Raw genomic sequence first — 24,524 nt, forward strand, 5'->3', positions numbered from 1 at the left:
CCCCGAACTGCTGCCCCGCGAGCGCGGAAGCAGCACTTCGGGGCAACTCGCGGCCCCTAGAACGCCGCCAGCGCGCTCGTCGAGAGCTGCTGCACGGCCGTGTTCGCGCACGCCTCGAAGCTCGAGCCCGACGCGCCCACGAAGATCGAGCGGACCGACCCGGGCGGGTAGATGCGGAAGCCGTCCGTCGCGGTCGGCTGGCAGGTGGCGGCGTCGAAGCCGCCGGCCTGCACGATCTTCACGAGCGCCTGGACCTCGCCGCCGGGCGCGAGGCTCTGGGTCTCGTGCGGCGTCCCGCGGTCGAGCGTGGCGGAGGCGCCGATCTGGGTGCCGTCCCCGCCTCCCACGAACGAGACGCCCGGCCAGCCCTGCAGCGTGCAGGTGCGATCGCCGGTGTTCGTGAAGACGAACGCGATGCCGTAGCTGCCGGCCGCGCCGCCGCCTCCGTCGGCGATCTCGGCGCTCAGCTCGTCGACCGTGCAGCGGGCCGACGCGTCGCCGGAGGCGCCGTCGCCGAGGTCTCCCCCGCCGCCCGAGGCGCCGTCGGGGCCGGGGGTCGCGCTCGGCTCGGCCGGCGCGGACGCCGACGGGCTGGCCGACCCGTCGGGTGCGGCCGACGCGGACGGCGAGGCGGACGAGGACGGCCCCGAGGAGGCGCCGGGCGCCGACGCGTCGGGGTCGCCGGAGGTGCACCCCGAGACGAGCAGGCCGAGCGACGAGGCCAGCACGAGGGGCAGGAGGATCTTCGCGGAACGGTTCATGTCCCCGATCGTGCACTCACTGCACGAACGTCGTTCATCCCTCTGGCCGAGAAACGCACGCGGGCCCGGAGCTAGCGTGTGGACGTGCAGACAGCAGACGTGAGGGCGACAGACGAGCAGGCCGAGGCCGCCGCCGGGCGGGCCGCCACGATGCCCCAGGAGCCCTCCCTGACCGCCCGCCTCCGTGCCGTCGCGCCGCTCCGCGACCTCGGCCCCGGGCTCCGCCGCGTGCTCCTGCTCGGGCTCGGCGTCGCCGCCTACCTGACGGCGCTGACCGTCGCGCTGCAGTTCAACTGGTACCCCTCGAGCCTGCCGGGCTACGTCATCGTCGGGCTCACGGCGCTCGTCGCGGCGGCGACCACGAAGCGGTTCCCCCTCGCCTCGCTCACCGTCGTCTCGGCGATCACCGTCGCCATCGCCTTCGGGCCGGTGCCGGGCGACTGGTACGTCCGCGCGCCCGAGCTGCTGGTGCCGCTGGCGGTCACGGTCTTCATCTCGGTGTCGAACGGGCTCCCCGTGTTCGCGCCGGCCGCCTCCTTCGCGGTGCTCGCCGTGCTCACCATCGTGCCGTGGCAGGTCGTCGTCGACTCGTGGCTGTCGGCCGGCTCCGTCTTCGACGCCTTCGACTGGGCGGTCTTCTACGACCGCTCGACGCAGTTCGGCTACCTCGTCGGCTGTGCGCTCGTCGTCGCGGCCGCGCTCGCGCTGCAGCACCAGCGGCGGGCCACGGCCCAGCTGGCGGCGCGCAACCGCGAGCTGGTCGCCCTCCGCGCCGAGGAGGCGGTGCGCATCGCCGAGCGCGAGCGCACCCGGATCGCCCGCGACGTCCACGACGAGGTCGCGCACCACGTCGCCGCGCTCGTGATCGGCGCGCAGGCGGCGGTCCGCGTGGCCGGCCAGCACCCCGATCGGCTGGTCGCCGCGCTCGACGACGTCGTGCTCGGCGGCAAGGACGTGCTCACCCGCATCCGCACCGTGGTCCGGGTGCTCAAGGCCGCACCGGTCGGGCCGCTCGCCGACGCGACCGGCGACCTCGACGTCGAGCTCGAGGCGATGGCGGCCAGGCTGCGCGCCATCGGCTACCAGGTCGACTGCACCGTGCTGGTGCACGGCGAGCTGCCCGCGCCGCAGCGCATCGCGGTGCTCGGCGTCGTGCAGGAGTGCCTGACCAACACGATGCTGCACTCGTCCGCCGAGGAGGTACGGGTCGCGATCACGGAGGGTCCCACGGCCTGGCAGGTGGTCGTCACCGACCCCGGGCCGGCCGCCGAGCGGTTCCCCGACGTGCCGCGGGGCGGCGCGGGCATCGCGAACATGCGCGAGCGGATCGTCGGGCTGGGCGGCGTGCTCGTCACCGGGCACGACGCGGCCGGGACGGGCTGGGCCGTGAGGGCCGAGCTGCCCCGGGGAGGCGCCTCCTTCTCGGTCGGACCGGCGACGGCGGCCGAGGCGGCGGCTGCGGCGGCGACAGGCGCCGGCGCGACCGGCGTCGCCGCGACCGTGGTGACGACCGTGGACGGACCGGCGTCGGCCGGGCCGGCGACCGTGGGCGCGGCGACCCCCCGCGTGGCCGACGCCCGCCCCCTCGTGGCGACGTCGGACGGAGGCGCGTCGTGACCCTCCGGGTGCTGGTCGTCGACGACCAGGCGATCGCCCGCGCCGGCATCGCGACGATGCTCGACGCCGAGGACGACCTCACGGTCGTGGGCCAGAGCCGCGACGGCGAGGACGCCGTGCGCGACGCCCTCGCGCTGCGACCCGACGTCGTCGTCATGGACATCCGCATGCCGCGCCTCGACGGCATCGCCGCGACCCGGCGCATCGTCGCCGAGCCCTCGACGGCCGTCGTGCTCATCACGACCTTCGACGACGACGAGCACCTCTTCGACGGCATCGCCGCGGGCGCCTCGGGGTTCCTGCTCAAGGACTCGGGGCCCGACCTCATGGCCGCCGCCGTCCGCTCGGCCGCCCGCGGCGACTCGCTGATCGACCCGGCGATGACGCGGGCGCTGATCGAGCAGACCGTCGCGACGGAGGCGGCGCGCACGTCGGGCGACTCGCCCGCGCACCTGCCCGTGCAGGCGCCCGCCCAGGCGAACGCGCAGGCGTCCGCCCAGTCGCGCGCCGTCGCGGGGACCGCCGCGTCCCGGCCGGCCCCGCCGCTCCTCCGTGCCGCTCTCGACGGGCTGAGCGACCGCGAGCTCGACGTGCTCGACGGGGTCGCGCGGGGCCTCAGCAACGTCGACATCGCCCAGGAGCTCTACCTCAGCATCGCGACCGTCAAGACCCACATCTCGAACCTGCTCGCGAAGACCGGCACCCGCACGCGCGTCCAGGCCGCCGTCTTCGCCTACGAGTCGGGCTTCGCGCGGGCCGGCCGCGACGCCGGCACCGGCGGCACCGCCCGCTGACCGCCCGACCTACGAGTCGGCGGGTCCCCGTCGTCCCCGGCGGGCTCCCGTCGTCCCCGGGGGGTCAGCGCTCGACCGCCGTGCGTGGCGGGAACCTGCCCACAGCGACGGGAACCCGCCGCACTCCGCACGCGGGCGCACGCACGCCCCGCAGGAGGTGCGGCCCGCCGAAGCGGAGAGCAGGTGCGTCTCGCAGGCCTGCACGGCCGTCCACACCCACCGAACCCGCGCGCACCCGCCGGCGCGCACGCGGGTGTGCGCGGGTTCGAGGGGTCTCGCGCACGCGGAGAGCTGCCCGGCCGGAGGCGCGGCCCGGGGAGCGGGGCTACAGTCGGTCCGCACCGAGCCGAGCCAGGAGGACGCCCCGCATGACCGTCACCACCGAAGCGGACGCACGCGCCGCCTCCTCCGCGGCCGCGCCCGCGAACGCAGCCGCGCAGACCCCCGCCGTCTCGGCGCCTGCCCTCGCCGCCGAGGCCGTCGACGCGTTCGTCGCCGACCTGACGTCGACGCTCGACGTCGACCGCGTGCTCCGCGACCCGGAGTCGCTCGCGCGGTACAGCCACGACGACGCGGAGTGGGCGCCGTTCGAGGCGCCCCTCGCGGTGGTGCTCGCCCGCAGCACGGACGAGGTGAGCGCCGTGCTCCGCCGGGCCGCCGCCTCCGGCGTCCGGGTCGTGCCGCGCGGTGCGGGCACCGGCCTCTCCGGCGGTGCGAACGCCGTCGCGGACTGCGTCGTGCTGTCGCTCGAGCTGATGGACGCCGTGACCGAGATCGACGTCGACGAGCGGTACGCCGTCGTGCAGCCCGGGGTGATCAACGACGCCCTGCGCGCCGCCGTGGCCGAGCACGGGCTCTGGTACCCGCCGGACCCGGCGAGCTCGGCGATCTCGACGATCGGCGGCAACGTCGCCACGAACGCGGGCGGCATCTGCTGCGTCAAGTACGGGGTTACCCGCGACTACGTGCTGGGCCTCACGGTCGTGCTCGCCGACGGCTCGATCGTCGAGCTCGGGCGGCGCACCGCCAAGGGCGTCGCCGGCTACGACCTCGTCGGGCTGATGGTCGGGTCGGAGGGCACGCTCGGCGTCGTGACCTCGGTGACCGTGCGGCTGCTGCCGCTCGCCGGGCGCGACGAGCGTGCGGTGATCGGGTACTTCCCCTCGCTCGTCGCGGCGGGCGACGCCGTGGCGGCGATCTCGCGTGCCGGGATCATCCCCGCCGCGCTCGAGATGCTCGACCGCACCTGCCTGCGGGCGGTCGACGACTGGGTGCACCTGGGGCTCCCCTCGGACGTCGACACGCTGCTGCTGGCCCGCGTCGACGAGCGCGGCGCGGCCGGCGACGAGCTCGCCGACCAGGTCGCCCGGGTGTTCGCGGAGGCGGGCGGCACCGACGTCGAGCTGGCCACGGACCCGGCCGACATCGACCGGCTGTTCCAGGCGCGGCGGCTCGCCTACCCCGCGCTGGAGCGACTGGGCCCCGTGCTCACCGAGGACATCTGCGTGCCGCGCTCGGCCGTGCCCGAGATGCTCCGGCGCATCCAGGCGACCGCGGCGAGCGCCGACGTCGTCATCGCGAACATCGCGCACGCGGGCGACGGCAACCTGCACCCGCTGATCATCGCGCCCGAGGGCGACGACGCGGCGAAGGCCCGGGCGAAGGTCGCGTTCGACGCCATCGTCGCCGACTGCCTCGACCTCGGCGGCACCGTGACCGGCGAGCACGGCGTGGGCCTGCTCAAGCTGCCGGGCCTCCGCGAGGAGCTGGGCGAGCGCGTGCTCGCGATGCACCGCTCGGTCAAGGACGCCCTCGACCCGGCCGGCACGCTCAACCCCGGGAAGGCCTTCTGATGGGCACCGCAGGCACGTTCGTCAGCGCCGACGGCGTGACGCTCGCGTACACGGACTCGGGGGAGGCGCCCGTCGCGACCGGCAGGACCGACGCGGCCGCCGCCTCCCCCACGACCACCGCCTCCCGCACCACCGCCTCCCGCACCGTCGTGCTCGTCGCCGGCTACGCGATGCCCGCCGCGGCGTGGGCGCTGCAGACCGACGCGTTGCTCGCGGCGGGCCACCGCGTCGTCGAGTTCGACCGGCGATCGCACGGCGCCAGCGAGGACGTGCTGCACGGCCAGCGGATCGCCCGGCACGGCGCCGACCTGCACGAGCTGCTCGTGCACCTCGACCTCCACGACGTCGTGCTCGTCGGCCAGTCGATGGGCGCGAGCACGGTCTGGGCCGCGATCGACCTCTTCGGCACCGACCGGATCGCGGGCGTGCTGACGATCGACCAGACGCCGAAGCTCGTGAACGACGCCGGGTGGAGCCACGGCTTCTACGGCATGACGCCCGAGAACAGCGGCACCTTCTTCGACGACGGCATCCCCGACACCGGCCGCGGCGCCCGCGTCGACCCGTCGAACACCGGCGTCGCCCGCCTGTTCGAGCGGCTCGGCGGCCCGCCCGCCGTGCGCGAGGCGAACGCGCCCGAGACGCGGAAGCTGCTCCGTGACCACGGCCTGCAGGACTGGCGCGACGTGATCGCCCGGCTCGACGTGCCGTTCACGATGGTCGCGGGCCGCGACAGCCAGCTCTGGCCCTGCAGCCACGCGGAGGCGGCGGTCGGCGGCCACGCACTCGGCCGGTCGGTCGTCATCGACGACGCCGGGCACGCGACGAACTTCGACCGCCCCGACGAGTTCAACGGGGTGCTGCTCGCGTTCGTCGCGGGCCTCTGAGGCGCGGGTGCCCCGCGCGGGCGCACGTCGGGACCCCTCGAACCCGCGCGCACCCGCCGACGCGCACGAGGGTGCGCGCGGGTTCGACGGGTCCGGGCGACTCAGCGCGGGCGCCCGGGCGAGCGCGCAGCCCCGGGCCCGTCGAGCTCCTGCGCCGCCCGGCCGAGCCGCAGCAGCACCTGCAGCTCGAGCGCCCGCTCCCGCCACGCGGGCCCGAGCAGCCCGTCGAGCGTCGCCAGCCGCTGGTACACCGTGTTCACGTGCACGCGCAGCGCGGCAGCCGTGGCCGTCGGGCGTCGGCCCTGGTCGAGGAACACCTCGAGCGTCTCCGTGAGGGGCACGCCGCGCCGCGCCTCCTCAGCGAGGACCGGCCCGAGCTCCCGCTCGACCTGCTCGTGCAGCTCGCGGCTGCCGGCGCGGCTGAGCAGCACGGCGAAGACCCCGAGGTCGTCGCCCCGGGACAACCCGCCGCCGCTGCCCGGGCGGCGGCCGAGGGCCGTGAGGGCCCGGGCCGTCCGGGCGGCCTCGCCCCACGCGGCGCGCAGCCCGGCCGTCTCGACGACGGGGCCGGCGAGGCCGGCGACGGGCGCCTCCTGCGCTCCCCAGCGCTCCTCGAGCTCGAGCGAGGCCGGGGCGACCAGCACGAACCGCTCGCGGTGCACCGCGGACGCGACGTGCCCGCCGAGCCCGAGCCCCACGACGTGCCGTCGGGCAGCGTCGGGGTCGCCCTCGACCACCACGACGACGTGCGGCCGGCGCGGGTCGAGCCCGGCGCCGCGCCAGCGCCGGTGGTCGGCGGCCGCGTCGGGCTCGCCGCGGCTGAGCAGGTCGACGGTGGCGATGTCACGGCCGAGCTGGGCGGCGCGGGCGGTGGCCCTCGCCCCCACGAGCGTGAGCGCGATCAGGGGCGCGGCCCGCTCGAGGAGCAGCAGGGCGTCGGCGGGCGCCCCGCCGACAGGTCGGGCGCCCGCAGATCCGGCACCCGCAGGCCCGGCACCCGCAGGCCCGGCGACCAGCGCCCCGAACACCTGCCCCGCGGCCGCCACCGGCTGCACCGTCTCGGCCCCCACGACGACCGGCCCGGGCTCCCCGCTGCGGGCCGCCCCGGCGAGCGCCGCCCCCACCGGCCCGGCGGCCGGGTGCTCGACCCACCGCACGGGCACGTCCGTGAGCGCCTGCACCCGCTCGACGAGCGACGCGGGGTCGCCCCCGGCGAGCACGGCGCGGGTCAGGTCGGCGTCGAGGCGCAGGGTCGACTCCAGCCCCTCCTTGGCGTCGCGCAGCTCGGCGGCCGTGCGGGCGTTGTCGATGGCGACCGCGGCGTGGGCGGCGAGACCGGTCAGCAGGCTGATCTCGTGCGCGCCGAAGCGGCGTTCCTCCCGCTTGGCGGCGAGCAGCACGCCGAGCACCCGGCCCCGCACGGCCAGCGGGACGCCGAGCAGCCCGCGGATCGACTCCGCCCGGGCGGCCCGGTCGGCGCTCTCCTCGTGCACGAGCTCGGGGTCGGCCGCGTAGTCCGAGGTCCAGCGCGGGGTGCCGCCGGCGGCGACGCTGCCGACGAGCCCGGCGGTGCGGGGCAGGCGCGTGCCGACCAGGGCGGACGAGCGGTCGCCGCTCGCGACCTCGATGCGGAGGTCGTCGCCCACGAGCAGCGCGACGTAGGTGAGGTCGACACCCAGGAGGCGCCGGGCCTGGTCGACGACCTCCACGAGCAGGTCGGCCGGGTCGGCCACGGCGGCCAGTCGGCCGGCGATGTCGTTGAGGGCGGCGAGCTCGACCGCGCGCTGCCGTCGTTCCTGCAGCAGCGACGCGACCTCGACCGCCGAGCGCGCCTCCTGGTCGGTGCGGGCCGCGTCGGCACCGTCGGCGACGAGGAGGCGGCGGTGCGCCTCGAGCTCGGGCATGCCGGCCTGGTCGGCGAGCAGCTGCAGCCACCCCGGCCCCTGCGGGCCACGTGTCCCTTGCGGGTCGCGCTCAGCCATGGTGGTTCCCTCCATCCGATGGGTCGAGAGTAGACGGAACAGCCGTTGTGGCGGCAGGGGGCCGAGGCGCAGGGTTGAGCGTCCCCGAGCGGCAGCGCCGCCCCTCAGCTCAGGAGTCCCCCATGACCGACGTCGACCGCACCACCGCCTCCGCCGGCAGCACGCCCGGCACCCCCTCCGGCACGCCCGGTGACGCGCCCGGCACGATCGGCGGCGCTGCCGCCTCCCTCGTCGCGCCCACCCCCGGCTCCGCAGGGCCCGCCGGCATCGCCGCCGTCGCGGAGGCGACCGACGTCAGCGTCGGCCCGCCGCGCCTCCGCCGGCTCTCGATCGGCCTCGCGCTCGTCTACGTGTCGATCCTCGCGATCAACTCCGGCGGGCTCGGCATCCTCATCCCGAACCTCGTGGCCGACATCGACGAGGCCTCGAAGATCGGCAACCTGGCGATCGTGACGACGGTGGCGTTCCTCGCGAACGTGTTCGCGCAGCCGATCGCCGGGGCCCTGTCGGACGCGACGCGCTCGCGCTTCGGCCGGCGCTCGCCCTGGATGGTCGGCGGCGCGCTGCTCGCCGCGGGCTTCTTCGCCGGGCTGCCGCTGGCGAGCTCGATCGTCACCGTCGCCCTGATCTGGCTGGTCGTGCAGCTCGGGCTCAACGCGCTGCAGGCCGCGGCCACGGCGCTCGTGCCCGACCGCTTCCCGGCCGCCAAGCGCGGCGGGGTCTCGGGCCTCATCGGCCTCGGCATCACGGTCGGCAACGCGGTGGGGGCCGTCGTCGCCGGCTCGGCCTCCGGCGCGGGAGCCCTGCCCTACCTCGTGCTCGCCGCCCTCGTGCTCGTGGTCGTCGCCGTGTTCGTCGTGGTGAACCCCGACCGCTCGAGCCTCGACGAGACGGCCGGCCCTGCCGCGCCCCGCCCCACGTTCCGCGAGTTCGCCCGCGGCTTCTGGGTCTCGCCGCGGAAGCACCCCGACTTCGCCTGGGCCTTCGCGGCGCGGTTCCTCATGGTGATCGGCTTCTACGGCGCGCAGACCTTCGGCCTGTACATCCTGCGCGACTACATCGGGCTGAGCGACGCCGCCTCGAACGCCTTCGCCGCCCAGATCGGCGTCGTGCTGCTGCTCGGCGTGCTCATCTCGGCGCTGGCCAGCGGCGTGCTGTCCGACCGGATCGGCCGCCGCAAGCCCTTCATCTTCTGGGCCTCGGTCGTCATGGCCATCGGCCTGGTCGTGCCCCTCGTGATGCCGACGACGACCGGCATCCTGATCTACAGCTTCCTGCTCGGCCTCGGCTTCGGCGCCTACATCTCGATCGACCTGGCCCTCATGACGGAGGTGCTGCCCGCCTCCCTGACGTCGGGCGCCAGCTCCGCGGGGCGCGACCTGGCCATCCTCGGCCTCGCCACCACGCTGCCCCAGGCCCTCAGCCCCTCGATCGCCGCCGGCCTCGTCTCGATCACCGGGGGCTACCCCGTGCTCTTCATCTCGGGCATCGTGTTCGTGGTGCTCGGCGCCCTCGCGGTGATCCCGATCAAGTCGGTGCGCTGAGTCGGGGGCGCACCTGCTCGCCCCTGCACCGCTCCGCCCGCCCCTGTTCGACCTGCACCACCTGCCCCGCCCTGCTCGACACGAATCCCGAGGAACCCCATGCAGCTGCACACGACCACCACCGGCGACGGCGAGCGGCACGTGGGGCTGGTGCACGGGCTCGGCGGCGACGGCGAGACGTGGCGACCGCTCGTCGACCGGATGCTCGAGACGGGCCGGTACACGGTCACGACGGTCGACCTGCGCGGCCACGGTCACAGCGGCCGGGCGTCGTCGTACCGACTCGACGAGTTCGCGACGGACCTGGTCGAGGCCCTGCCGACCGGCCTGCACAGCGTGGTCGGGCACTCGCTCGGCGGGGCCGTGCTCGTGCGGGCGGTCGCGCGGCTGCAGCCCCTCCGGGCGGTCTACCTCGACCCGGGCTTCCACCTGGCGCTGCCGACCAGCGGCCTCGCCGGGCGGCTGTTCTGGGCCGTGCCGCCGCTGACGCTGGCCGTGGCCGGGCTCGCCCAGGCACGCACGACCAAGGCGGTGCGCGCGAGCTACGACGCGGCGACGGTCGCGCTGCTCGACGACGCCCGCGAGCGGTTCGACACGAGGATGGCGATCGGGGTGTTCCGTGACGTGGCGCACGCGCCGATCGCGGTGGCGCCTCCTGCGGTGCCCTCGGTCGTCGTGCTCTCCGACGACAGCCCGGCCGTGCTGCCCGAGCCCGTCGCCCGCTCCCTCGAGGGCGTCGGCTGGGAGCTGCGCCGCCTGCCCGGCGTGCACCACGACATGCACCTCGAGGCGCCCGACCGCGTGTTCGAGCTCGTCGCCGACGTGCTCTAGCGCGCCTCCCTCGGGTTGCGAGCCGCGAGTCGCCCCGGATCGTCACGTGGCCCGGCCGGAGGCGACCGTTCGGGGCGACTCGTGCGGCCGCGCCTCAGCCGAAGGGCAGCGGAGACGTGATGTCGGTCTGCGCGAGCACGAGGGCCGCGGCGACGGCCACCACCCCGAGCAGCCCGCCCCGCCACCACCGCTCGCTGAGCAGGTACCCGGCCGAGCTGGATGCACCCGCGACGGTGACGACCACGAGAACGATGGAGACCGCGACCTGCGCGACGGACTGCGTCTCCGGGTCGCCCGTGAACGCCGCGACCACGACGCAGACGAGCAGCGTCACGACGAAGACGGCCCCGATGACTCCGCTGAGGCCGGCGATGAAGAGGAGCAGCTCCGAAGTCGGCTCCCACCGGATCAGCCGCTGCTGCCGGGGCGACCCGAGGTGCTCGGTCGTCTCCGGGGGCAGGCCGCCCGACAGGACGAGGTAGTCGCGCACCTCCTTCTCCGTCTCGAACTGCAGCAGCGACCGGCGCAGCGCGTGACGCTCACGGGCGTCGAGCGAGGCGAGGTCGTGGGCGCCCCAGCGGGCCGCCTGGTCGGGGTTGCCGGCACGGCGGTAGAACTCCGAGAGGGCGTCGCGGTAGGCGCGCTCGTCCGGGTGGCGACGGGCGTGGACGAGCAGCGAGTCCCACGCGGCCCGGTGCTCGCCGTCGTCGAAGCGCGCGCGGGCGGCGTCGACGATCTCGCGGGTCGTGCGGGTGGGCATGCGGGGCTCCGGGGCAAGGGGTCGGGAGGCGGACCTCGTCACGATAGCGTCGCCTCCGTGGATCGACGGCCTCATGACGCAGACAGCGTTCGCGTGCCCGGCGGGGCCGCACCCGACGGGCCCGCGCACGACGGGCCCGTGCACGACGGGCCGATGCACCTCGACCGTCCGCTCAGCCGACGTGAGCGTCGCGAGGCGGAGGACGCCCGAGCCCGAGGAGGCGCCCCGCGCCGGTTCCCTCGCCTGCGCCGCTGGCTGCAGCGCTGGGTCGTGCGCCCCCTGGCGGCGTTCCTCGACGCCCTCAGCAACGCCTTCTAGGCCGCGGCTCGCCACCGCCCGCCGCAGGCGCTCCGCTGCGGACGGGCGGGTTCGTCGTCGCCGGGCTGTCAGGACGGCCCGCTCGCGACGAACACGCCCGTGGTCGATCGGTCGGACGAGCCGAGGAGGCGGGCGAGCAGACGAGGCAGTTCGGATGACTTCCGCAGGTCCTCCCGGGGGTCTGCACATCGGGGGCCAGCACGATGGGGGCATGCCCGACTTCAAGCGCCTCCTGGGCGCCGCCGCGAAAGCGCTCGGCGACTCGAACTCCTCCTCGTCCTCCCGCAACGGCCAGCCGCCTCGACCGGGCGCCGGCGCCGGCTCCGGCTCCGGCTCGGGCACCGACTGGCGCGACCTCGTCCGCACGGCGGCCGACAAGCTCACCGGCGACGACAGCCAGCAGCAGCACGGCGACCAGCGAGGAGGCGGCCAGCAGCAGGGGCAGGCCGGCTACGGCCAGCAGCAGGGGCAGGGCTACGGCCAGCGAGGTCACGGCCAGCAGGGCCAGCCGGGCGGCTACGAGCAGCGCCAGCAGGGCGGCTACGACGGGCGTCAGCAGGGTCAGCAACAGCGCCCGGCCCAGCAGCACGACGCCTCCGGCGCTCCCCGCGCGACCGAGGCTGACCGCGTCGCCCTCGGCAAGTACGACTACCTGCTCCGCACGGCCGAGCCCGAGCAGCTCGAGCAGGTGCACCGCGACGCGTTCGCCCGCCTGACCCCGCAGCAGCGCGAGCTGGTCCAGGCCCGCCTCACGGAGGAGCTGCCCGCCCACGAGCAGCCCCGCAGCGGCAGCACCGACGACCTCGCACGGGCCGCCACCCGCGGCGAGACCGTGCACCCCGGGCTGATGCAGCGCGTCTTCGGCGGCCACGGCCGTCCCGGCCAGAGCGCGGGCGGCGCCGCCACCGGCGCCCGTCAGGGCTCGGGCGCAGGGAAGTTCGCCGCGGGAGCAGCGGCGGGCGCGGGAGTCGCCGCACTCGGCGGCCTCGCACTCGCCGTCGCGGGCGGCGCCGCCGTCAGCAGCGTCGCGGGCCCGCTCCTCTCCGGAGCGCTCGCCGACGGCGTCGACTTCGGCGGCCTCGCCGAGAACTTCGGGCTCGAGGGCATCGCCGGGCTCTCCGAGGGTCTCGGCGGCCTGACCGAGGGCGTCGACGGCATCGCACAGGGCGGCGAGGAGTACCTCAGCGGCCTCGGCGAGCAGGTCGGCGGTCTCGGCGAGGGCTTCCAGATCCCCGGGCTGGGCGACCTCGGCGGTCTCTTCGACCGCTAGCGCGCCTCCTGCGGCACCGCACCTGCCCGCACCCGCGGCATCCGCGCACACCCTCTCGCGCGCACGAGGGTGCGCGCGGGTCTCGAGGGTGTGGGCACGCAGCTCACGGCACCCGTGCAGCGCTCCTCAGACCCGCACGCGGTGCAGCGGGTCGAGCGCCGAGTCCAGCGCCGCCTCGAGGGGCCACGCCGAGCGCAGCGGCTGGCTCATCACGAGCCCGCCCTGCACCGCCGTGAGGATCACCATCGCGATCCGCTCCGGGTCGGCCTCGCGGTCGACGTCGCCCGACGCCTGCATCTTGCGGACCCCCGCGGCGAGCAGGTCACGCCAGGCGCCCATGCTCTCGGCGATGACGCGCTCGAGCTCGGGGTCGGTCATGGCCGCCTGCGTCGCGAGCGACCCGATCGGGCAGGCCCACCGGCCGAGGCCGAGGTAGTAGTCGACGAGCGCTTCTCGCCAGGCGCTCCACGACTCCCACGAGCCGAGGTCGTCGACGTGCGGCTGCTGCGCGGCGAGCAGCTGCCCGCCCTCCCACGCGGCGACCTCACGGACGAGTTCCGCCTTGCCGCCCGGGAAGTAGTGGAACAGCTGGCTCTTGCTCGTCAGGGTCGCCGCCCGGACGGTGTCGAGGGTGGTCCCGCCGATCCCGGACGCGAGGATCTGCTCCCCCGTCGCCTCGATGATGCGCTGCCGGGTCGCCCGGCCGCGCTCGGTGAGCTTCTTGTCGTCCACCCGTCGATCCTACCGCTGTGGACCATGCGGTCCATTCCTGTGCTAGGAATGGACCATGAAGTCCAATGACGAAGAACTGCAGACCCTGACCCCCGACACCCGCCTGGCCGGCACCACCGCGCTGGTCACAGGCTCGACCAGCGGCATCGGCGAGGCGATCGTGCGCGTGCTCGCCGCCTCCGGTGCGGAGGTGGTCGTGAGCGGTCGCGACGCGTCGCGCGCCGCCTCCGTCGTCCGCGCCGTCACCGAGGCCGGAGGCCGCGCACACGCCGTCGTCGGCGACCTCGGCGGCTCGCCGGCCGAGGTGCGACGCGTCGCCGCCGAGGCCGAGGCCGCGCTCGGCGGACGCGTCGACGTCCTCGTCAACAACGCCGGCATCTACCCCGCGGGGGCGACGGCCGACCTCTCCGACGCCGAGCTCGACGCCGTCCTCGCGACCAACGTGCGGGCTCCCCACCTCCTCGTCGCCGCACTCGCCCCGGCCATGGCCGAGCGCGGTCGCGGGTCGATCGTCAACGTCGGCTCGTGGATGGCGCGCGTCGGAGTCCCGTTCGGGGCTGCCTACACCGGCTCGAAGGCCGCGCTCGAGCAGATGACCCGCACCTGGTCGGCGGAGTTCGGCCCGCACGGCGTCGGCGTCACGACCGTCGCGCCCGGGGCGACGAGCACGCCCGGCAACGCCGACAGTGCCGACGTGCTCACCGCGATGACGGCCGGCACCGTCGCCGGCCGCCCCGTGCGCCCGGTCGACGTGGCGTTCGCGGTCCGCTGGCTCGTCTCCGGCGAGGCCGCGTTCGTGCACGGCAGCACCGTCGACGTCGACGGCGGCATCGCGGCGACCCGCCTGAGCTGACCGGCCGAGCCTCCTGCGGGCGTGCCCGCGTCCGCACCCGCGCGACCCGCGCAGACCCCCGCTCGCGCACGGGGGTCTGCGCGGTTTCCGAGGGTGCCGGGAGCATGATCCTCCAGGAGGCGCCACCCGGCCGCCCCAGGAAAGGACCGTCATGAGCGACACCACCGGAAACGACCCCTTCGCCCGCCTCCCCGAGGTGCCGAGCTTCACCGTCACGAGCGCCACCGTCGAGGACGGCGCCCCCTTCGCGCAGCAGCAGTACTCCGGCGCGTTCGGCGTGCCCGGCGGCCAGGACGTCTCGCCGCAGCTGTCGTGGTCGGGCGCCCCCGAGGGCACCAAGAGCTACGCCGTGACGGTCTACGACCCCGACGCGCCCACGCAGTCGGGCTTCTGGCACTGGGCCGTCGCGAACATCCCGGCGTCCGTGACCGACCTGCCCGAGGGCGCCGGCGACGCGACGGGCGCACAGCTCCCCGAGGGGGCGTACCAGCTGCCGAACGACTCGCGGGCTCCCTCGTTCATCGGCGCCGCACCTCCTGCGGGCCACGGCCAGCACCGCTACTTCGTGACGGTGCACGCTCTCGACGTCGAGGACATCGAGGTGCCCGCCGACGGCACGCCCGCGTTCCTCAACTTCACGATCGCGTCGCACATCCTCGCGCGCGCGACGCTCGTCGCGACCGGCGAGATCCCCGCCGAGTAGCCGGCCCAGGAGGCGGCAGCGGCCCGAGTTGCCCCGAACTGCCGCTCGAGACTCACGGAGCCAGCACTCCGGGGCAACTCGCTGTCGCCACCTGCTGCGTGCGCTAGGGAGAGGAAGGCCTCGACCGCATGTGCTTTCACTGTGAAGTCACATCACAGTGAAGCTATCCTCGAGTCGTGCGGCCGACCCCGGCCTCCGCGACGGAAGGCACGACGATGACCACACCTCCCTCCTCCCCGGCCGCGCGCCCCCGCGTCCTCGTCACCGGCGCGAGCATCGCCGGCCCGGCGCTCGCCTGGGGCCTCGCGAAGTCCGGCTTCGACGTCGTGCTGCTCGAGCGCTCCGCCGAGCCCCGCGAGACGGGCCAGAACATCGACGTCCGCGGGCTCGGTCGCGAGATCCTGACCCGCATGGGCGTCGAGGAGGCGGTGCTCGCGAACCTGACCGGCGAGGACGGCACCCGCTTCGTCGACGAGTCCGGCCGCCCCTACGCCGTGTTCCCGCGGGAGGAGGGGCAGGACGGCCCGACCGCCGAGGTCGAGATCCTTCGCGGGCGGCTCGCGGGCATCCTCGCGGACGCCGTCCCCGCCGACGTCGAGCGCCGCTTCGGCGACTTCGTCGTGGGGGCCGAGCAGGACGCGACGGGCGTCGACGTCACCTTCGACAGCGGCGCGGAGGAGCGGTTCGACCTGTTCCTGGTGGCCGAGGGGCGCAGCTCGCGCACCCGCCGCCTCCTCTTCGCGGACGAGACCGAGCTGCGCGAATTCGGCGTCAGCATCACGTACGGCACGATCGACCGCCGGCCCGACGACGTCGACTCCTGGGACTGGTTCACCGCGGCCCGCGGCCGCGTCGCGTCGGTGCGGCCCGACGACCTCGGCACGATCAGGGCGAGCATGTCGTTCGAGTCCGAGCCGATGGGCTTCGAGGGGCTCCCGGTGGAGGCGCAGCTCCAGATCCTGAGGGAGCGCTTCCGAGGTGCGGGCTGGCAGACCGAGCGCATCCTCGACGGCTTCGACGCCCGCCCGGACGAGTTCTACACGCAGCGGATGGAGCAGGTCGTCATGTCGACCTGGAGCCGGGGCCGCATCGCGCTCATCGGCGACGCCGCGTGGGGGTCGGGCCCGACGGGCATGGGCACGACGCTGTCGCTGGTCGGCGCCCACATCCTGGTGGGCGAGCTCGCCACGAGCCCGGACCGCCCGGCGCAGGCCTTCGCCCGGTACGAGCAGCAGATGCGCCGGTACGCCGACAGCGCGCAGGGGCTTCCGCGCGGCGGAGCCAAGCTGATGCACCCGTCGTCGGGCGCCGGGGTGAAGGCGATCCAGACGATGCACCGCGTCACCGCGTCGCGGCCGGTCCGGAAGTTCTTCCAGGCGAACCTGCTGACGAGCGAGAAGCACGTGCCGGTGCTGGCCGAGTACCCGCAGCTGCGTGCCTGAGGCCGGCGTGCCTGCCGCCGACGTGCCCGAGGCCGCCGCGCCCGCGCTGCGCGATGGGAGGATCGACCCATGAGCACGCCGACGACACCGACGCCGAGGACGCAGGTGCTCGAGGCCCTTCGCCACTACGCCGTGACGTACCAGGAGTCGGCCCACCAGCTCGCCCGCTGGATGGACCTGCCGACCGCCGACGGCACGGCCCTCGGCGAGGTCATCTGGGCCGAGCGCGAGGGCGCGCCGCTCACGCCGGCGAAGCTCTCGAGCAGGATCGGCCTGACCTCGGGCGCGACGACCGCCCTGCTCAACCGGCTCGAGGCCCAGGGCCTGGTCGCCCGCAGCCGCGAGAGCACCGACCGCCGCGTCGTGACGCTGCGTCCGACCGAGCAGGCGCACGAGCGCATCGAGCCGTTCCTCCGCCGGGGCGGCGCCGCCCTCGAGGCGGCCCTGGACGACTACGACGACGAGGCGCTGGAGGCGGTGCGCGCGTTCCTGACGCGGCTCGCCGCGGTGCTGCCGGGCGCCTCCGACGCGTCGCCGACCCCCGCCTCCTGACGACCCCTCGAGGAGTTGCCCCGAACGGCTGCCCCCGGGCGAGCGAAGCAGCACTTCGAGGCGACTCGCCGCCGCTGCCGGTCGCCGACGACAGCGCCACCACCGCCGCCACCTCCCGGGGGCGCGAGGCAGCACGTCCGGGCAACTCGTCGTCGACGCGGTGCACGTGCCATGCCAGGGTGCAGGGATGACCTCCCCGCAGGCGCTCTCCGAGACCGACCGACGGCTCGTCGCCGCCTGGGCGGCCGACTGCGCCGAGCGCGTCCTGCCCCTCTTCGAGCAGGAGGCGCCCGACGACGACCGCCCCCGCGACGGCATCGCGCGCGCCCACGCCTTCGCCCGCGGGGAGCTCGACGCCGCCGGCGAGATCCGTCGCCGCTTCGTCGCCGGTCGTGCCGCGCAGTCCGTGACGTCGCCCGCGGCGAGGGCCGCCGCGTGGTCGGCAGGCCAGGCGTCGGGCGTCGCCCACATGGGCGCGCACGCCCTCGGCGCCGCGGCCTACGCGGTGAAGGCCGTCACCCTGGCCGCCCCCGACGTCGAGGGTGCGGCCGCAGGAGGCGCCGCCGAGATCGCCTGGCAGCTGCGGCATCTGAGCCCGCCGGTCCGTACGGCCCTCGCGCGCCTCCCCCTGCTCGGAGAGGACAGCTCCGGCCCGCTCTGCACGGGCCTGCTCGCGTCGGGGGCGCTCGGCGAGGCGATGCGCACGCTCCAGGCGGGCCTGCGCTAGCCGCCCTCGCCTCACCCTCGACGACTTGCCCCGAACCGCTGCCCTGAGCCCCGGGAAGCAGCAGTCCGGGGCAATTCGATGCCGCCGCTGTCCACTTCGCGAAGGCCGCCGTCCGTGTGACCAGATGCTCTGGCCGACCGTGACAAGATGCACATGCATAGAAATGCGACGTCGACCCCATGCAGCGCAGAGCTGCCGAGAGGAGCCCTCCATGAGCATCGTCCGCCCCACGAGCCCCTTCTCCGAGGTGCGCGACCACGAGCGCCAGGTGACGCTCTTCGTCCTCGCGTCGTCGGCCGTCGCGACCTGCGCCAGCCTCGTCGTCGGGATGCTGTTCCTCCTCGGCCTCAGCGCGTAGGACGTCGCCCGGCCGCCTCCTCGGCCGCACCGATCTCGTCGCCGCCGGCCGCACCCGCAGCAGCAACCGCCACGCTCGTGATCGGCCCCGACTTGAGCAGCTTCAGCCCGACGACGCTGCCCACGATCCCCGCGAGCAGCAGCACGCGCACGACCGTGACGGCCTCGCCGCCGGTGAGCATGCTCCAGGTGACGGTGAACGCCGCGCCGAGGCCGGCCCAGATCGCGTACGCGGTGCTGATCGGGATGTGCCGCGTCACCCAGCCGAGCGTCAGCATCGAGGCGGCGAGGCCGAGAACGAACACGACGGAGGGGGCGAGCACGGAGAGCCCCTCGCTCCGACCCAGCGCGGTCGCCCAGACCGCCTCGAGCACGGCGCTGACGACGAGCACGACCCACGGCATCAGCTGACCACCTTGAGTCCGACGACGCAGCCGATCAGCACGGCGAGCAGCAGTGCGCGGGCGACGGTCAGCACCTCCTGGCCGCGGACGACGGCGATCACGACCGTGAGCACGGCGCCGATCCCGACCCAGACGGCATATGCCGTGCCGACGGGCAAGTCGTTCATCGCCAGCGCGAGGCCGACCATGCTCAGGACGAGCGCGACGACGAACAGCGCCGTCGGCCCCTTCTTCGTGAAGTTCTTCGACGCCCCCAGAGCCGAGGCCCACACGGCCTCGAGCACCCCCGCGACGATCAACAGCACCCAGGCCATGACGGGCCCCTCTCCTCCGGCGCACCGAGCCGACCTCGTGTCGACACCCTGCGCGACTCGTTGTCGCACAGTCGTGCGGAATCAGTTCTAGCACGTTTTCGCACAGTCGTGCCAGAATCGACGCATGCCCCGCACCGTGGACCTCGACGACCGCCGCCGCATCGTCGGCGAAGCCGCCTGGCGGGTGCTGGTGCGCGAGGGCCCCACGGGGGTGTCGGTCCGCAAGGTCGCCGCCGAGGCGGGCCTGCCTCCCTCGTCGCTGCGGTACACGTTCCCGACGCAGGCGAGCGTGCGCGACGCGGCCGTCGAGCTGCTGGTGTCACGGCTGCGCGAGCGCGTCGACCGGGCGGCCGCCGCGACCGGCGGACGCGACGCGGCCCGGGCCGTCCTGCTCGAGCTGCTCCCCCTCGACGACGAGCGTCGCGCCGAGATGGAGGTGACCGTCGCCTTCGCCGCCCTCGCCCTGACCGACCCCTCGCTGCGCGCGGCGCACGAGCAGACGCACGCCGCCGTGCGCGACGTCTGCGCGCTCGCGCTCGCGCACCTCGGCGCCCGCGGCGCGGCCGGCGCGGGGGACGGGGTCCGCACGCACGCCGCTCCCGGCACGCGCGCCGTCGCCGGCACGGCCGCCGCGGCCGAGCTGGTCGACGTCGACGTCGAGCTCACCCACGCCGTCGTGGACGGCCTGGCCCTGCACCTGCTCGCCCAGGCGGTCGGGACCGACGCCTCCTGGGCGGTCACGGCTCTCGACGCGCACCTCGCGCTGCTGGCACTGCGCCCCTGACGCACTGCACCGGGTTTCGTACACTGCGCCGCGTCTAGACCCGGTGCAGTGTACGAAACCCGGTGCGACGTGATGCGGCCGCGCTGACGGCCAGCCCGGCGCCCGCAGGAGCTGCGGCTCGCGTCGACGGGACGGGGTCCAGCCGCCCATCGCAGCCGCCCGGTCGCCCGCACCCGCCGAAGCCGCGCGCACCCCTCGGCGCGCGCGAGGGTGTGCACGGGTCCGAGGGGTCTGCGCGGGTTCGAGGGGTCTCCGCAGGCCCCGCGGGTGCGAGCCGCCTCCCGCACGCACGCACGCACGCACGAACGCCCCCGCGCACGGCGAGGGCGTTCGTGCGACCAGCGGGTGCGACCTACGCGAACGTCGCCGCGTCGATCACGAAGCGGTAGCGCACGTCCGACTTGAGCACGCGGTCGTAGGCCTCGTTGATCTGGTCGGCGCTGATCAGCTCCGTCTCGGGCAGGATGCCGTGCTCGGCGCAGAAGTCGAGCATCTCCTGGGTCTCGCGGATGCCGCCGATGGCCGAGCCGGCCCAGCTGCGGCGAGCCGGGATCAGCGCGAACGCGGGCACCTCGAGGGGCTCCGAGGGGGCACCGACGTTGACGAGGGTGCCGTCGACGGCGAGGAGGCCGAGGTAGGCGCCCATGTCGATCTTGGCCGACACCGTGTTGACGATCAGGTCGAAGGAGTTCGCCAGGTCGGTGAAGGTCTGCTCCTCGCTCGTCGCGTAGTGCGCCTTCGCGCCGAAGCGCAGCGAGTCCTCCTTCTTGGAGGTCGTCTGCGACAGCACGGTCACGTCGGCGCCGAGCGCCGCGGCGATCTTGACGCCCATGTGGCCGAGGCCGCCCATGCCGACGATGGCGACCTTGGTGCCCTCGGTGACGCCCCAGTGGTGCAGCGGCGAGTAGAGCGTGATGCCGGCGCAGAGCAGCGGCGCGACCTTGTCGTAGTCGAGCGACTCGGGCACACGCAGCACGAAGTCCTCCGTGACGACGACGGCCTGCGAGTAGCCGCCCTGGGTGACGGTGCCGTCGGCCGGGTCGACGCTCGTGTAGGTGCCGGTGTTGCCCTTCGCGCAGTACTGCTCGTCGCCGCGCTGGCAGTACTCGCACTCGCCGCACGAGTTGACCATGCAGCCGACGCCGACGCGGTCGCCGACCTTGTGCTTCGTGACCTCGGAGCCGACCTCCGAGACGGTGCCGACGATCTCGTGGCCGACGACCTGCGGGTACTGGATCTCGCCCCACTCGCCGCGGACGGTGTGGATGTCGCTGTGGCAGATGCCGGCGTAGGCGATGTCGATCATGACGTCCTTCGGGCCGACGTCGCGGCGCTCGATGGTCGTCGGGACGAGGGGCTCGGTGGCGGACGGTGCCGCGTAGGCCTTGACGGTGCGCATGTGTGCTCCTGTGTTCGTGTTCGGTGGTGATGTCGGGGAAGTGGAGAAGAAGAGAGGTGAGAGTCGAGGAGGCGCGGGTCCGGCCGCCGGAACCGCCCGCGTCGGCGAGGCGCCGCGTCAGTACTGCGCGGGGAAGGCGCTGCGCCTGCCCCACACCGTCAGGCCGAGGGCGACGGCGCCTGCTCCCATCATGACGACGGGCAGCGCGAGAGGGCCGACCCCGCCGAGCAGCAGCGCTCCGAGGACACCCGCGGCGAAGATGGCGACGTTGAAGGCGACCGGCAGGAACGAGTTCGCGACGTCCGCCTCCGCGCCTCCTGCGGTCGTCACCGCCGCCTGCAGCTGGGCCGAGGCCCCGCCGAAGGTCAGCCCCCAGAGCACGGAGGCGGCGAGCACCGCGGCCGGGGACGCCTGGCCGACCAGCAGCACGGCTCCCGCGACGACGAAGAGGGCGACGCTGCCGTGCAGCAGGGGCCGGGGGTGCCGGTCGAGCAGGGCTCCGGTGACGACGATGCCGCCGATCGACGAGACCCCGTAGACGAGCAGCGTCAGGTCGACGCCGAGGCCCGAGCCGCCGGCTCGCAGGTACGGCGCGACGTAGGTGTAGATCGTGTTGTGCGCGATCATCCACGCGGCGATGACGGCCAGGACGACGAGGACCCCGGGGAGGCGGAGGACGCGGCCGAGCGGGAGGCGGCCCGAGGCCGGGGCGGGCGACGGGGTCGCGTCGGGCACCACGGTGAGCACGAGCACGAGGGCGGCGAGCCCGATCAGGCTGAGGCCGCCGAACGACCAGCGCCAGTCGAGGGTCGTTCCGAGCCAGGAGCCGAGCGGGGTCCCGAACGCGAAGCCGACGGGAGCTCCCGCCGAGACGATCGCGAGCGCGCGGCCCGCGCTGCCGGGCGGGCTGATGCGGCGGCCGTGCACGGCGAGCAGGCCCCAGATCGTGCCCGAGAAGGCCCCGGCGACGAGCCGGGACGCGAGGGCGACGCCGACCGTCGGGGCGAAGGCGGTCACGACGTTCGCGAGGACGAGCCCGGCGAGCGCCGCCGCGAGCACGGGGCGACGCCGCAGCCCACGGGTCAGCGTGATCGCGGGGACGGTCGCGACGACGGTGCCGAGCGCGTACGAGCTGATGAGCAGCCCGACGGTGCCCTCGCCCGTGTCGAGCCCGGACGCGATCTGCGGCAGCAACCCGGCGGGCATCGTCTCCATCGCGACGAGCACGAAGCCGACCGTCGCGAGCACGACGAGCGAGAAGAGCGGCAGGCGGGTCGGGGTCGGTGCGCCGGGCTCGCCCGACGGGGCGACGTCGGCAGCGGGCGCGGGGGCGGGTGCGGGGGCGTTCGTCAGGACGGGTCCTCTCAGGGTCGAGGGCAGGGGCGAGCTGCGGGCAGCAGCAGGAAGAAGAGGGGCGACGCCGACCTGCGGCGTCGAGATCCACGCTACGCACGCGCCCCGCGGGCTGACAGGCACTGCCAGGGCACCCCTCCTGACGAGCCGAGGAGGTGGACTGTCGCCAGGCGCACCTCCTGCGTCGTCCGCCCCCGAACCGGAGAAGGAACCCCGTGACCGATCAGCCCCGCCAGCCCTCCCAGCCGTCCCAGCCCGACCAGCCCCGCCAGGTCGGCGGAGGCCGCGCCTCCCTCGGCGACTTCGCGCCCAAGCTCGCCGAGCTCACGGACGACGTCCTCTTCGCCGACGTGTGGAACCGCCCCGAGCTGTCGGCCCGCGACCGCAGCCTGATCACCGTCGCGGTCCTCGCTGCCGGCGGCCACACCGGGCAGCTGCCGTTCCACCTCGGGCGTGCGCTCGAGAACGGCGTCCGCCGCGACGAGCTGATCGAGGCGATCACGCACGTCACGCTCTACGCCGGCTGGCCGAACGGCATGGCGGCGATGGCCGTCGCGAAGGACGCCCTGGGCAGCGACCGGGACGAGGACCCGACCCCCTGATGGCCGGAGCGGGGCGCGCTGTCAACCCCTCCAGGTGAACGGCAGGTGTCATTTGCGTGAACTGCAACCTTGTGTTCAGCTATGAGTTCGCCCACACCGCCGTGGACGAGGAAGGCCGAGATGACCACCGACCACCGCGCCCCGCGCACCCCCACCGAGACGTCGTCGCGACGAGGGCTGACCGCCTTCCTCGCGGCCCCGCCATCCGCTCCCCGACTCGACGACGCGACCGTCGCCCGTCGCTACCCGCGCCTCCGGCGGCAGGTGTTCCTGGGCATCTTCATCGGCTACGCCGCCTACTACCTGATCCGCAACAACGTGCCGCTCGTGTCGACGATCCTCAAGGACGAGAACGGCTTCAGCACCGTCGGCCTCGGCGTCATCACCAACGGCGTGCTGCTCGCCTACGGCTTCAGCAAGTTCCTCAGCGCGATCGTGAGCGACAAGAGCAGCGCGCGGTTCTTCCTGCCGATCGGCCTCGCGCTCTCGGCCCTCGCGAACCTGTTCATCGCCTTCGTCCCCGCGGTGGGCGCCTCCGTCGCGTTCTTCGCCGTGGTGATGATCTTCAACGGGTTCTTCCAGGGCATGGGCTGGCCGCCCAGCGGCCGCACGCTCGTGCACTGGTTCTCGACCTCGGAGCGCGGCGGCAAGACCGCGATCTGGAACGTCGCGCACAACGTGGGAGGCGCGGGTGCCGGAGGCCTCGCCGGTGTCGCGCTCGCCTCGTTCGGCACCTGGCAGAGCGTGTTCTGGTTCCCCGCGGTCGTCTGCCTCGTCATCGCGGTCGTCGCGCTGGTGCTGCTGCGCGACACCCCCGAGTCCGAGGGCCTGCCGCCCATCGAGGAGTACCGGAACGACCCGGCCCCCGTCGAGACCGACGCCGCCGACGAGGGCGCCTCGACCTGGTCGACGATCCGCCGCTACGTGCTCACGAACCGCACCATGGTGAACCTGGCCCTGGCCAACGTCTTCGTCTACACGCTGCGCTACGGAGTGCTCGTCTGGGCGCCGGTCTACCTGTCCGAGGTGCGCGGCGCGAGCCTCGGCGAGGGCATCGCCGGGTTCTCGCTGTTCGAGCTGGCCGGGATCCCCGGCACCCTGCTCTGCGGCTACATCAGCGACAAGGTGTTCAAGGGCCGACGCTCCCCCACGGGCATCCTGTTCATGACCGCGGTCGGGGTCGCCGTCGCCGTCTACTGGCTGTCGCCGGTCGAGGGCCCGCTCTGGATCTCGCTCGCCATGCTCGTCGCCATCGGCGGCCTCATCTACGGCCCGGTCATGCTGATCGGCCTGCAGGCGCTCGACCTCAGCCCGCGCTCGGTCGCCGGCACAGCGGCCGGGTTCACGGGGCTGTTCGGCTACGTGCTCGGCGCGACCCTCGCCTCCACCGGCATCGGCCTGGCCGTGCACGCGTTCGGCTGGGACGTCACCTTCGTGCTGATCCTCGCCTGCGTCGTGCTCGCCATCGTCCTGCTGGCGGTCGTCGGCCGCGACGAGCGCGCGCTGAACGAGCGCAAGCGCGCCCGCGACGCCGAGGAGGCGGAGGCCCGCTAGGCGGGACCGCCCGCGGCGCGCCGGCCGCGGACCTCCACGACAGCGACGAACCTCCGTGATCCCCACGGAGGTTCGTCGCTCTCACGTCGGGGACGCCGTCCCTGTCGTCGCAGGCCGTCCCTGCCGGCCCG

At 74.8% G+C, this 24,524-nt stretch carries 25 protein-coding genes; 17 read left to right on the plus strand and 8 right to left on the minus strand.

Annotation, left to right across the window (positions count from 1 at the left end; genetic code table 11):
• Positions 1–56 precede the first annotated feature (56 nt).
• Positions 57–761 carry a DUF4232 domain-containing protein gene (locus ITJ48_RS08355; protein ID WP_194613146.1) on the minus strand — a complete coding sequence of 235 codons (705 nt, stop codon included), beginning with the start codon at positions 759–761 and terminating at the stop codon, positions 57–59.
• Between the two features lie 84 nt (positions 762–845).
• Between ITJ48_RS08355 and ITJ48_RS08360 the strand changes: the two genes are divergently transcribed.
• The 4 genes from ITJ48_RS08360 to ITJ48_RS08375 all read left to right on the plus strand — a co-directional run bounded on the left by ITJ48_RS08360 (position 846) and on the right by ITJ48_RS08375 (position 5,912).
• Complete coding sequence (locus ITJ48_RS08360) at positions 846–2,378, plus strand: histidine kinase (RefSeq protein ID WP_194613147.1); 1,533 nt, start codon at positions 846–848, stop codon at positions 2,376–2,378.
• Positions 2,375–3,172, plus strand: a complete 798-nt coding sequence (locus tag ITJ48_RS08365; protein WP_194613148.1) for a response regulator transcription factor — start codon at positions 2,375–2,377, stop codon at positions 3,170–3,172. Before ITJ48_RS08360 ends, ITJ48_RS08365 begins: the two co-directional genes overlap by 4 nt.
• Before the next feature lie 368 nt (positions 3,173–3,540).
• Complete coding sequence (locus ITJ48_RS08370) at positions 3,541–5,025, plus strand: FAD-binding oxidoreductase (RefSeq protein WP_194613149.1); 1,485 nt, start codon at positions 3,541–3,543, stop codon at positions 5,023–5,025.
• The gene (locus ITJ48_RS08375; RefSeq protein ID WP_194613150.1) at positions 5,025–5,912 is read left to right on the plus strand and encodes an alpha/beta fold hydrolase; all 888 of its coding nucleotides are present in this window, start codon (positions 5,025–5,027) and stop codon (positions 5,910–5,912) included. The genes ITJ48_RS08370 and ITJ48_RS08375 overlap by 1 nt, the downstream gene beginning before the upstream one ends.
• A gap of 101 nt (positions 5,913–6,013) precedes the next feature.
• On the opposite strand, the gene ITJ48_RS08380 is transcribed toward ITJ48_RS08375, so the two are convergent.
• Positions 6,014–7,894, minus strand: coding sequence for a GAF domain-containing protein (locus ITJ48_RS08380; RefSeq protein ID WP_194613151.1), 1,881 nt, complete (start codon positions 7,892–7,894; stop codon positions 6,014–6,016).
• Between the two features lie 122 nt (positions 7,895–8,016).
• On the opposite strand from ITJ48_RS08380, the gene ITJ48_RS08385 reads away from it, so the two are divergent.
• A complete protein-coding gene (locus tag ITJ48_RS08385; RefSeq protein ID WP_194613152.1) occupies positions 8,017–9,438 on the plus strand; it encodes an MFS transporter in 1,422 nt (473 codons plus the stop codon).
• Positions 9,439–9,537: 99 nt separating this feature from the next.
• Positions 9,538–10,269, plus strand: a complete 732-nt coding sequence (locus tag ITJ48_RS08390; protein ID WP_194613153.1) for an alpha/beta fold hydrolase — start codon at positions 9,538–9,540, stop codon at positions 10,267–10,269.
• A 94-nt stretch (positions 10,270–10,363) separates the two neighbouring features.
• Here ITJ48_RS08390 and ITJ48_RS08395 read toward each other — a convergent pair whose 3' ends face one another.
• On the minus strand, positions 10,364–11,029 hold the full coding sequence (locus ITJ48_RS08395) for a hypothetical protein (RefSeq protein ID WP_194613154.1): 666 nt from the start codon (positions 11,027–11,029) through the stop codon (positions 10,364–10,366).
• A 93-nt stretch (positions 11,030–11,122) separates the two neighbouring features.
• On the opposite strand from ITJ48_RS08395, the gene ITJ48_RS08400 reads away from it, so the two are divergent.
• Positions 11,123–11,347 carry a hypothetical protein gene (locus ITJ48_RS08400; protein WP_194613155.1) on the plus strand — a complete coding sequence of 75 codons (225 nt, stop codon included), beginning with the start codon at positions 11,123–11,125 and terminating at the stop codon, positions 11,345–11,347.
• A 211-nt stretch (positions 11,348–11,558) separates the two neighbouring features.
• A complete protein-coding gene (locus ITJ48_RS08405; protein ID WP_194613156.1) occupies positions 11,559–12,617 on the plus strand; it encodes a hypothetical protein in 1,059 nt (352 codons plus the stop codon).
• Between the two features lie 126 nt (positions 12,618–12,743).
• Here the strand turns inward: ITJ48_RS08405 and ITJ48_RS16685 are convergent, their stop codons facing one another.
• Positions 12,744–13,349 carry a TetR/AcrR family transcriptional regulator gene (locus ITJ48_RS16685; protein ID WP_192042783.1) on the minus strand — a complete coding sequence of 202 codons (606 nt, stop codon included), beginning with the start codon at positions 13,347–13,349 and terminating at the stop codon, positions 12,744–12,746.
• A gap of 55 nt (positions 13,350–13,404) precedes the next feature.
• Between ITJ48_RS16685 and ITJ48_RS08415 the strand changes: the two genes are divergently transcribed.
• The 6 genes from ITJ48_RS08415 (at position 13,405) to ITJ48_RS08440 (ending at position 17,984) form a co-directional block, all read left to right on the plus strand.
• Positions 13,405–14,202, plus strand: coding sequence for an SDR family NAD(P)-dependent oxidoreductase (locus ITJ48_RS08415; protein WP_194613157.1), 798 nt, complete (start codon positions 13,405–13,407; stop codon positions 14,200–14,202).
• Between the two features lie 151 nt (positions 14,203–14,353).
• Entirely contained in the window at positions 14,354–14,905 is a 552-nt protein-coding gene (locus tag ITJ48_RS08420; protein WP_133739207.1) for a YbhB/YbcL family Raf kinase inhibitor-like protein, read from the plus strand.
• A 215-nt stretch (positions 14,906–15,120) separates the two neighbouring features.
• Positions 15,121–16,347, plus strand: coding sequence for an FAD-dependent monooxygenase (locus ITJ48_RS08425; RefSeq protein WP_194613158.1), 1,227 nt, complete (start codon positions 15,121–15,123; stop codon positions 16,345–16,347).
• A 69-nt stretch (positions 16,348–16,416) separates the two neighbouring features.
• A complete protein-coding gene (locus ITJ48_RS08430; RefSeq protein ID WP_194613159.1) occupies positions 16,417–16,899 on the plus strand; it encodes a MarR family winged helix-turn-helix transcriptional regulator in 483 nt (160 codons plus the stop codon).
• Between the two features lie 187 nt (positions 16,900–17,086).
• Positions 17,087–17,626: a putative immunity protein gene (locus tag ITJ48_RS08435; protein ID WP_194613160.1), complete on the plus strand. Its 540-nt coding sequence runs from the start codon at positions 17,087–17,089 to the stop codon at positions 17,624–17,626.
• Between the two features lie 211 nt (positions 17,627–17,837).
• A complete protein-coding gene (locus ITJ48_RS08440) occupies positions 17,838–17,984 on the plus strand; it encodes a hypothetical protein (protein WP_194613161.1) in 147 nt (48 codons plus the stop codon).
• On the opposite strand, the gene ITJ48_RS08445 is transcribed toward ITJ48_RS08440, so the two are convergent.
• Positions 17,974–18,387, minus strand: a complete 414-nt coding sequence (locus ITJ48_RS08445) for a multidrug efflux SMR transporter (RefSeq protein WP_194613162.1) — start codon at positions 18,385–18,387, stop codon at positions 17,974–17,976. The genes ITJ48_RS08440 and ITJ48_RS08445 overlap by 11 nt on opposite strands.
• On the minus strand, positions 18,387–18,701 hold the full coding sequence (locus ITJ48_RS08450) for a multidrug efflux SMR transporter (protein ID WP_194613163.1): 315 nt from the start codon (positions 18,699–18,701) through the stop codon (positions 18,387–18,389). The genes ITJ48_RS08445 and ITJ48_RS08450 overlap by 1 nt, the downstream gene beginning before the upstream one ends.
• A gap of 124 nt (positions 18,702–18,825) precedes the next feature.
• Here ITJ48_RS08450 and ITJ48_RS08455 point away from each other — a divergent pair, with 124 nt between their 5' ends.
• Positions 18,826–19,485 (plus strand): TetR/AcrR family transcriptional regulator, encoded by a 660-nt coding sequence (locus ITJ48_RS08455; RefSeq protein WP_194613164.1) that lies wholly within the window; start codon positions 18,826–18,828, stop codon positions 19,483–19,485.
• A 352-nt stretch (positions 19,486–19,837) separates the two neighbouring features.
• Here the strand turns inward: ITJ48_RS08455 and ITJ48_RS08460 are convergent, their stop codons facing one another.
• Entirely contained in the window at positions 19,838–20,884 is a 1,047-nt protein-coding gene (locus tag ITJ48_RS08460; protein WP_194613165.1) for an NAD(P)-dependent alcohol dehydrogenase, read from the minus strand.
• A gap of 117 nt (positions 20,885–21,001) precedes the next feature.
• Positions 21,002–22,360 carry an MFS transporter gene (locus ITJ48_RS08465; RefSeq protein ID WP_370544839.1) on the minus strand — a complete coding sequence of 453 codons (1,359 nt, stop codon included), beginning with the start codon at positions 22,358–22,360 and terminating at the stop codon, positions 21,002–21,004.
• Positions 22,361–22,452: 92 nt separating this feature from the next.
• Between ITJ48_RS08465 and ITJ48_RS08470 the strand changes: the two genes are divergently transcribed.
• Positions 22,453–22,839 (plus strand): carboxymuconolactone decarboxylase family protein, encoded by a 387-nt coding sequence (locus tag ITJ48_RS08470; protein WP_194613166.1) that lies wholly within the window; start codon positions 22,453–22,455, stop codon positions 22,837–22,839.
• 120 nt (positions 22,840–22,959) lie between these two features.
• Positions 22,960–24,393 carry an MFS transporter gene (locus ITJ48_RS08475; RefSeq protein ID WP_194613167.1) on the plus strand — a complete coding sequence of 478 codons (1,434 nt, stop codon included), beginning with the start codon at positions 22,960–22,962 and terminating at the stop codon, positions 24,391–24,393.
• Positions 24,394–24,524: the final 131 nt, after the last annotated feature.

This window comes from Frigoribacterium sp. VKM Ac-2530 (assembly GCF_015350835.1).
Lineage (GTDB): Bacteria > Actinomycetota > Actinomycetes > Actinomycetales > Microbacteriaceae > Frigoribacterium.

Coding starts and splice junctions, on each gene's coding strand:
- ITJ48_RS08355 (WP_194613146.1), bottom strand. CDS start 761: ATGAACCGTTCCGCGAAGATCCTCCTGCCCCTCGTGCTGGCCTCGTCG.
- ITJ48_RS08370 (WP_194613149.1), top strand. CDS start 3,541: ATGACCGTCACCACCGAAGCGGACGCACGCGCCGCCTCCTCCGCGGCC.
- ITJ48_RS08375 (WP_194613150.1), top strand. CDS start 5,025: ATGGGCACCGCAGGCACGTTCGTCAGCGCCGACGGCGTGACGCTCGCG.
- ITJ48_RS08380 (WP_194613151.1), bottom strand. CDS start 7,894: ATGGCTGAGCGCGACCCGCAAGGGACACGTGGCCCGCAGGGGCCGGGG.
- ITJ48_RS08385 (WP_194613152.1), top strand. CDS start 8,017: ATGACCGACGTCGACCGCACCACCGCCTCCGCCGGCAGCACGCCCGGC.
- ITJ48_RS08390 (WP_194613153.1), top strand. CDS start 9,538: ATGCAGCTGCACACGACCACCACCGGCGACGGCGAGCGGCACGTGGGG.
- ITJ48_RS08395 (WP_194613154.1), bottom strand. CDS start 11,029: ATGCCCACCCGCACGACCCGCGAGATCGTCGACGCCGCCCGCGCGCGC.
- ITJ48_RS08405 (WP_194613156.1), top strand. CDS start 11,559: ATGCCCGACTTCAAGCGCCTCCTGGGCGCCGCCGCGAAAGCGCTCGGC.
- ITJ48_RS08415 (WP_194613157.1), top strand. CDS start 13,405: ATGAAGTCCAATGACGAAGAACTGCAGACCCTGACCCCCGACACCCGC.
- ITJ48_RS08420 (WP_133739207.1), top strand. CDS start 14,354: ATGAGCGACACCACCGGAAACGACCCCTTCGCCCGCCTCCCCGAGGTG.
- ITJ48_RS08425 (WP_194613158.1), top strand. CDS start 15,121: ATGACCACACCTCCCTCCTCCCCGGCCGCGCGCCCCCGCGTCCTCGTC.
- ITJ48_RS08430 (WP_194613159.1), top strand. CDS start 16,417: ATGAGCACGCCGACGACACCGACGCCGAGGACGCAGGTGCTCGAGGCC.
- ITJ48_RS08435 (WP_194613160.1), top strand. CDS start 17,087: ATGACCTCCCCGCAGGCGCTCTCCGAGACCGACCGACGGCTCGTCGCC.
- ITJ48_RS08440 (WP_194613161.1), top strand. CDS start 17,838: ATGAGCATCGTCCGCCCCACGAGCCCCTTCTCCGAGGTGCGCGACCAC.
- ITJ48_RS08445 (WP_194613162.1), bottom strand. CDS start 18,387: ATGCCGTGGGTCGTGCTCGTCGTCAGCGCCGTGCTCGAGGCGGTCTGG.
- ITJ48_RS08450 (WP_194613163.1), bottom strand. CDS start 18,701: ATGGCCTGGGTGCTGTTGATCGTCGCGGGGGTGCTCGAGGCCGTGTGG.
- ITJ48_RS08455 (WP_194613164.1), top strand. CDS start 18,826: ATGCCCCGCACCGTGGACCTCGACGACCGCCGCCGCATCGTCGGCGAA.
- ITJ48_RS08460 (WP_194613165.1), bottom strand. CDS start 20,884: ATGCGCACCGTCAAGGCCTACGCGGCACCGTCCGCCACCGAGCCCCTC.
- ITJ48_RS08475 (WP_194613167.1), top strand. CDS start 22,960: ATGACCACCGACCACCGCGCCCCGCGCACCCCCACCGAGACGTCGTCG.